This window comes from Halomonas sp. 72, assembly GCF_052379785.1.
Lineage (GTDB): Bacteria > Pseudomonadota > Gammaproteobacteria > Pseudomonadales > Halomonadaceae > Vreelandella > Vreelandella citrativorans.
Genome location: NZ_JBQSYY010000012.1, coordinates 99,161 through 106,114, shown reverse-complemented (window position 1 = coordinate 106,114; position 6,954 = coordinate 99,161). Strand labels below are relative to the sequence as shown.

General features: G+C 54.4%; 7 protein-coding genes and 1 pseudogene. 3 read left to right on the top strand and 5 right to left on the bottom strand.

Translation table 11 applies throughout. The features are described from left to right. On the top strand, positions 1 to 861 hold an 861-nt coding region (locus ACT3T6_RS12130), incomplete at its 5' end, for a DUF4391 domain-containing protein (RefSeq protein WP_444625950.1). Between the two features lie 38 nt (positions 862 to 899). After that, positions 900 to 1,868 (top strand): site-specific DNA-methyltransferase, encoded by a 969-nt coding sequence (locus tag ACT3T6_RS12125; RefSeq protein ID WP_287076739.1) that lies wholly within the window; start codon positions 900 to 902, stop codon positions 1,866 to 1,868. Positions 1,869 to 1,932: 64 nt separating this feature from the next. On the opposite strand, the gene ACT3T6_RS12120 is transcribed toward ACT3T6_RS12125, so the two are convergent. Continuing rightward, positions 1,933 to 2,847, bottom strand: coding sequence for a LysR substrate-binding domain-containing protein (locus ACT3T6_RS12120; RefSeq protein ID WP_193054163.1), 915 nt, complete (start codon positions 2,845 to 2,847; stop codon positions 1,933 to 1,935). Positions 2,848 to 3,335: 488 nt separating this feature from the next. Here ACT3T6_RS12120 and ACT3T6_RS12115 point away from each other — a divergent pair. Next, positions 3,336 to 3,522: pseudogene (locus ACT3T6_RS12115) on the top strand (IS630 family transposase); the annotation flags it as partial. 131 nt (positions 3,523 to 3,653) lie between these two features. On the opposite strand, the gene ACT3T6_RS12110 reads toward ACT3T6_RS12115, so the two are convergent. From ACT3T6_RS12110 to ACT3T6_RS12095, 4 genes are read right to left on the bottom strand one after another with little or no spacing between them, the layout of a single operon-like run. Then, positions 3,654 to 4,013, bottom strand: coding sequence for a RidA family protein (locus ACT3T6_RS12110; RefSeq protein ID WP_193054162.1), 360 nt, complete (start codon positions 4,011 to 4,013; stop codon positions 3,654 to 3,656). 34 nt (positions 4,014 to 4,047) lie between these two features. Continuing rightward, complete coding sequence (locus ACT3T6_RS12105) at positions 4,048 to 5,412, bottom strand: FAD/NAD(P)-dependent oxidoreductase (protein WP_193054161.1); 1,365 nt, start codon at positions 5,410 to 5,412, stop codon at positions 4,048 to 4,050. Further along, positions 5,402 to 5,692: a (2Fe-2S)-binding protein gene (locus ACT3T6_RS12100; protein ID WP_193054172.1), complete on the bottom strand. Its 291-nt coding sequence runs from the start codon at positions 5,690 to 5,692 to the stop codon at positions 5,402 to 5,404. The genes ACT3T6_RS12105 and ACT3T6_RS12100 overlap by 11 nt, the downstream gene beginning before the upstream one ends. 37 nt (positions 5,693 to 5,729) lie before the next feature. After that, complete coding sequence (locus tag ACT3T6_RS12095) at positions 5,730 to 6,866, bottom strand: NAD(P)/FAD-dependent oxidoreductase (protein WP_193054160.1); 1,137 nt, start codon at positions 6,864 to 6,866, stop codon at positions 5,730 to 5,732. Between the last annotated feature and the right edge of the window lie 88 nt (positions 6,867 to 6,954).

Here is a 6,954-nt window from a genome sequence, read left to right as displayed (position 1 = left end):
GGATTACCACAATTCGAAACCTTCCTGGTAGGCTTGAGCGTGCCCAACGGCTGTGTGCTCAATAAAACCCTGTTCAAAAAGATGTTTCAGGAACACGCCGACCTGGACGCCAAAGACAAAAAGGCATTAAAAGACGATGTTGATAAAATCCGCTGGCTGTACACCTTAAAGCCCAGCACCATCAATATCGCGCCCTATAGTGACGACCTGCGCGACTATGGCGAGTTGGCTTTTCTGGTCGTGGAGCTCAGTAGCGCTAAAAATGCTGAGCGACTAGGCCAACTGATTAACCGGGCGATACCTTACCCAACGGTCATTTTCTTTGTGCTCTCTGAACGCAAAGCCGTAGAAAGCAGCACACCATCTGCCACAGAAGAAAATGACGAATCGGATGTAACCGGTCGGGAATGTGAGCAAGAAAATGAAAACGCCAACGAACAACTGGCACTCTGCCTCGCCGATAAACGCACAAATAAGGCCGATAAAGAGAAGTGGGTCATTGAGCAACTCATGACATCCCCTTGGCTGAAGTTAAGTGATGTTACCGATAGCGGGCAGGAATTTCTAAACAGCCTAACCTTTAACGGTTTACCACACAGCAATTTCTGGCAGTTTTATCAAGCCATTATTGCCCGTGTACAAGCCCTTCAGTGTGCTGAAATCAGCGGGCGCTTTCATCTGGCCAGCGCTGAAGTTACACAACAGCAAGCTGACCAGCTTAATCGTTACCGCAGTATCGAGAATGATATTAAAAAACTACGTACCCAGATCAAGCAGGCTGAGTTCAGCCAGCAGGTTGTGCTGAATACCCAGATTAAACAGCAGGAACAGCGACTTAAGCAGATCGCTGAAGCCCTGTAACAGAATTGCAGAAAGCAGAAGAATCAAGAGGAAACAAGGTGAAAAACGTTATCCCAGAAGTGGACTCAAAAAGCATGGACATCGTCGCTGACAACATCAGCAAACTCAAAGAGCTGTTTCCAGAAGCCTTTACCGAAGGAAAAGTTGACTTTGATGCTCTAAAAGAAGTGCTGGGTAACTATATTGATGGTCGTGAAGAGCGCTACAGCTTCACCTGGAATGGTAAAAGCAAAGCCCGGATGCTGGCACAAACGCCAAGCACTGGTACTTTACGCCCATGCAAAGAAGAGTCGGTCGATTGGGATACGACCCAGAATCTTTTTATTGAAGGTGACAACCTTGAAGTGCTCAAGCTCCTGCAAAAGAGCTATCACAAAAAGGTCAAAATGATATATATCGATCCACCGTATAACACAGGTAAAGACTTTGTTTATAAGGACAACTTTAAGGACAATATCCGAAACTACAAAGAGATTACCGGGCAGGTGGATACATCAGGGCTCAACTTATCCAGCAATCCGGAAACAAGTGGGCGCTATCATACCGACTGGCTTAATATGATGTACCCACGTTTAAAGCTGGCCCGAAGCCTACTGAAAGATGATGGGGTTATTTTCATTTCCATTGATGATGGAGAGGTCTCTAATCTGAGAAAAGTTTGTGATGAAGTCTTTGGGGAAGAGAATTTTGAGGCCTTGATCAGCTGGAGACGACGCCACAATCAACCTAATGACAAATCTAAAATGATAGCCAAAGTTTCGGACTCTCAGCTTCTTGAGCACTCAATCCGCAACCAATCTGCAACCAGGTACAAGAAGTTGCCGCTTCAGCCAGCTTGGAAGGCGGCACCTTGCGGGAAGAAGAGCCAGCCAAGGCAAAGCTTACGCGCTAAAAGGAGTGGTTTTGATGCAGTGACTCAGCGAGCGCTCATCAGTTTTGGCCACCCCAATCGATCAGTGTTCTCCAGCGGTAACAAGGTCGGATTTTCCAGCAATGACCGATTCTAGATCGGGGTAAGGGTCAGCTCCGACCGGCCCCTGGCCCGGGACATCTCATAAACCAGCTCGCCGTTTATAATAGATTTAAAGATCCATCCAGGTTCGCACCTAGATCGTTTTTGATGACATCTCTTATCGAAGCCGCGAACCGTACGATTAGGGGATCATTCGATCTGCTGGGGTGGAAAATAAGAAAGCTGCGATGCATGATAGCTGGCATGAATGGCCGCATGACCAAACCCCTTTCCTTGTAGGCAGCAAGGGGATTCACGATCGCTACGCCAAGCCCTTGCGCGACAAGCGCGCAGGTGACGAGGCTGTAGGACGTCTCAAGATTAACCCTGCGCGATACATCGGCAACATTGAAGAGTTGCTCCACCTCCGACTGGCCGAACTCATTCCTCGGCAACGAGATGAAGGGTTCCTCGGCCAGATCGTCTGGCGTAATCACCGATTTTTCGGCAAGGCGGTGCCCCTTGGACATGACGCAGACCGCTTCGACCTCGTAAATCTTCTCGCTCACGAACTCATAGGCCTCGCTCACCTGCGATACTATCCCGATATCTGATGTCTGGTCATCCACCCACTGCGCTATAGCAGATGAGTGTCCGATATTGATCGAAATGCTGGTTTCCGGGTGATCCTGGACAAACTTCGTGATGGCTCGCGGAACGAGCCCCAGCGCAAGAATCTGCACCGCAGCCAATGACAGCGATCCCCCACTGAACCGGCGGATCCGCGCAGCAGCTACTTCGAGATAGCGAAGACCACTGAAACTTCTCTGGACCTCTTTGAAGAAGGCCAACCCTTCACTTGTCGGAACGAGCCGGCCGGGCGACCGATCAAAAAGGTGAAGGCCGGTCAACTTTTCCAACTGAGCGATGGATCGGCTCACATTCGGCTGCGAGGTATGCATGACTTTCGCCGCGGCAGTCGTTGACCCTGAGGTCATCACCGCACGAAACGCCTCAACATGAGAAAACCGCATTCTTCATCCCCTGCAACTGCCCCAGTCAAGTTAGAGCAGATATATTTTCAAGCTGAAGCCGACAGTTCGATCGACCTAGGCTTCTAGTAGCCCCGTGTAGAGTGAAAACGATAGCTGTTGAATTCCTCTCGATGTTTTCGTTCTCAACCCGCCGAGTCGCTTAGCCGCAAGCCTACCACTGTTCGACCAACCACTCGCCTTTCAGTGAGGCGTATAAACTTTTTATGACATTAAGCGATCATACCCCGTCCACTACTTCAACGACTACGGTACCGGCTGCCGCTAATTAACTTGTTCACCAAGGATGCCGCGATCCAGCCCCAGTCAGAAGCCTCTGTCATCCAGGGCAGGACGCTGATCGAGATCCCCCTCATCCTATCCTAGGCCAACGCTGGGGACCTACCGCTTCGAGGCGCGTAAGCATACCGAAGCCGACACGGAGACCGCCGGCCTGTTAATGTCGGCCTCCGAGAAAACCGGTACGGTTCAAGCGTTTCTTTTCCACAATAAGTGAGAAGTGGGTCAAGCGGCAAGCGCACACCAGCGTGAGAGACTTGGAAGCCTCGCAATGAAGATTCCAAGCCATTCCAGTGGAGGAAAAACGCTGATGGAATAGTGGTGTCGGTTAGCCAAGCAGCTTCTGCTCTTGACCGCCGCACCGGCAGACCAGATTAATTGTGAAGGCTTGAGAAATACCACAATATTGAGCATTCGAAAATGTCATACACAGGTCGTTATAGTCCCCGTCGTTTGGGAACTTGAAGGGCCTATGTTGAGGCATCTAAATGGTCAACAATAAGGTCTGGTCAATCTCCAACCGCGGCTGTCACAATGACCTCGACCAAGACATCGGCCGCACCCATATCACATTGGGCTGTTGCCCGAGTGGGGGCCGCATTCTCCGCAGTCCATGCATTCCAAACGGCATTCATTGCCTCGAAATCGCGCTCAAGATCCTTGATCCATATCTGTGCTGTCAGCAGCCGGCTCTTGTCGGTCCCGGCCTTGGCGAGATAGTTCTCGATCTTCTCCAGCGTTTGCTTGGTTTGGCCGGTGATATCAAGGCTGCGATCATCGGCGGTCATGCCACCCACGAAGACCATGCCATTGTAGACGACGGCCCGACTGCGGCGCGGATCAGTTTCGATGCGGGTGATATCATTCATGTCGTTGTCCTTTCTTTTATTGAAGTCAGAGCATTCACTTCGAGAAACTGCTGAGATGGATCGGTTTTATGGGAGCGCGGATGCGGTAGTATCCCACCTCATCCGGCGTGACTTTCCGGGCATCTGCGATCACCTCAGTCACGGTCAAGCCACACAAGCGACCCTGGCAAGGGCCCATTCCGCAACGACCGAAACTCTTAGCCTGGTTCGGCCCCAGACAGCCCAGTTCGACATAGCCGCGAAGATCACCAGCTGTCACCTCTTCGCAGCGGCAGATGGTGACATCGTCGGCTGGAATACGATGCTTATCGAGCGGTCGGTAGAGCCTGTCAAGAAAGGGCCGCAGTGCGGTATAGCGAGAAAGTTTTTCTTCAAGCTCAGCCTTGCGCTTGGGCTGTGCCTTACCCCCGAGGCGTTCGAACATAGCGAGCACAGCAAGCCGCCCCTGCACCGCCGAGGCCAGAGCTCCGACGATCTTTCGGCTGTCGCCAGCGACATACACCCGCGACTGCCCAAGGCGACCTGCGTCATCGGTCACAGGCGTCCAGCACAGCTGAGCGGCATCCCAGCGATGATCGGCACGCAACGCCCAACTCAGCTGCGTGTTCGGTACCACTCCCTGGTGCAGCAGAACCAGTCCGGCGGAAATCTGGCGGAATTTGCCTCTGTGGCGAAAGCGAAGACCTTCGGCGCGATCGCGGCCCAATATCTCAAGGCTGTCGGCTCCGGAATAGATCGGTACACGTGCCAGCCTTACCTGCGAGATAAGGCCGAGACCTTTGGCTAGGTCTTTCCGTCCCTTCAAGGCACCATCGATTTTGCCGAGTGCTGCGACATAAGCCGAAAAAGGCGTCGTATCGACCAGCCCGGCGAGCGTCACCCCTGCCCGCAGATATTGCCAGGCCAGTAAGTAGAGAAGCGGACCGCAGCCGGCGAGTATGACCGGTCCAGCGGGAAGCGCGCCCGCGCCCTTGAGCATGATCTGCCCCGCCCCAGCTCCCATCACCCCGGGAAGTGTCCAGCCCGGAATCGGGATCGGCCGCTCCATTGCGCCGGTAGCAATCAGGACGTTGGTAGCCGAAATCGTCCGCGCGCCGTCTTCGGCTACATAGTCGACGACACCGTCCTCCGTCAGGTTCCATACAGTGGCATTACGGATATGATTTGCACCGCTGCATCGGAATTCGTCAGCCAGGGCCCTACCCGAGGCATAATCCTTCCCGAGAATCGCCTGAAGTTCTTCAGGTGCGTCCTCGACGTGTCGATAGATCTGCCCACCAACCGCCTTCTGCTCATCCAACACGCTCACTGACATCCCAAGTGTTCGTGCCTCGGATGCGCCAGCCATGCCGGCTGGGCCAGCTCCGACGATGACGAGGTCCTTCACATCAGTGGTCATCTTTGCCTCCCCAAGCCAATGCATCCAAGGATGGAGCCCCCACTTGACGCCTTACGGTCATACCGTCATGAACGAGAGTCAGACAGCTCTGCCGTGCGGGTACCCCATCGATTTCCACAAGACATTCGAAGCAGACACCCATCATGCAATAAGGCGCGCGCGGCGTGCCGCCAACGATGCTAGTGCGGAAACCACCTCGACCAATGCTCAGGAGAGCCGCGGCCACACTGATCCCCTCTGGCACACGAAGCGTCTCGCCCTCGAACGTGATACTGACCATCTTCTGATCGGGACGTGCGGGAATTGAATAAAGCGTCTCAGTAGTCACGGACAGACCTCGCGTTCTTATCAAGGAAGCGCGCGCTTCGGAAAGTGGCAGCTTCCGCAGGAGCATCCTTCAGTCCCCCCATCCACGGCCCGACGACATGGGCATGTACGGCAGCGAGGGTGACGCCGCTATGGCAAACGGCCACGAAGGCACCCGGACAGGTCTCGGACTCTTCGTAAATCGGATAACCGTCCAGGGTAAGCGGACGTAGCGCCCCCCAGGCCCGGACAAGCCGCGCGTTCGCTAGTCCGGGGAATGTGTCAACGGCACGCCGAGCAAGCCATTCGATCTTATCGACCGTTGTGCCATCATTCAGCCCCACATCCTCGCTAGTCGAGCCAATCTGCACGGTTCCTTCGCCGGTCTGGCGCACCTTATTAGTCGGATAATCCATGAAGGGCTGCAGCCGTTCGGTAATCAGCACCTGGCCACGGGTCGTCACGATAGGTGCGTGAATGCCAACCTGTTTGGCTAAATCCGAAATGCCAAGCCCTGCCGCGATGACAATCCGGTCGCTCGTCCAGCTCTGCCCGTCACGGCTACGGGCGGTGAAGCGCCCCTTGTCTGCGTCATGCTCAATCTTGGTAACATCGACGCCGCTGATGAGGTCCGCCCCGGCACCCTTTAGCCCGGAGTGCAGTGCGCGCAATAACAGCAAGGGGTTTGTCATACCATCATGCGCCCCCCAGCTGCCCCCCACGACCTTCGGACCGAGGCCCGGCAAATACTGGCGTATTTCGTCGGGTTCCATCATCCGAAATGGGATGCCGCCCGCCTCGCGGTCGATCTTCGCGAGAAGGTCGGCACGTTGCTGTACCTCCTCTTCGCTGAAACCGAGCCAGAACCCCCCCTTCTGAACCAGCCCACAATCGACCCCAGTCAGGCTCAGCAGCTCCTGATGAAAGTCGCCCCAGCGCTGCACCGCATTCATGGTCCAACGAGCATAATTCGGTACTCCACTGCCCTTGCTCGAGAGCCAGACGAGGCCGAAATTTCCCCGCGAAGCGCGAAATGCCGTATCTCCCTGGTCGAGAATCCGAACAGACAGTCCTCGACTGGCCGCCCCATAGGCGATAGCGGCACCAACCAGCCCTCCGCCAACGATCATTAACTGTTTTGTGCTCATTTTTCAGCCTTTCCAGTTGCCCGAGACTTCCTGGCAGGCTTGTCTGCCAGCCACAATGCAACGGACAATTCATTGTTCTAGGTTGAAG

Coding starts and splice junctions, on each gene's coding strand:
- ACT3T6_RS12105 (WP_193054161.1), bottom strand. CDS start 5,412: ATGACCACTGATGTGAAGGACCTCGTCATCGTCGGAGCTGGCCCAGCC.
- ACT3T6_RS12120 (WP_193054163.1), bottom strand. CDS start 2,847: ATGCGGTTTTCTCATGTTGAGGCGTTTCGTGCGGTGATGACCTCAGGG.
- ACT3T6_RS12100 (WP_193054172.1), bottom strand. CDS start 5,692: ATGGTCAGTATCACGTTCGAGGGCGAGACGCTTCGTGTGCCAGAGGGG.
- ACT3T6_RS12095 (WP_193054160.1), bottom strand. CDS start 6,866: ATGAGCACAAAACAGTTAATGATCGTTGGCGGAGGGCTGGTTGGTGCC.
- ACT3T6_RS12110 (WP_193054162.1), bottom strand. CDS start 4,013: ATGAATGATATCACCCGCATCGAAACTGATCCGCGCCGCAGTCGGGCC.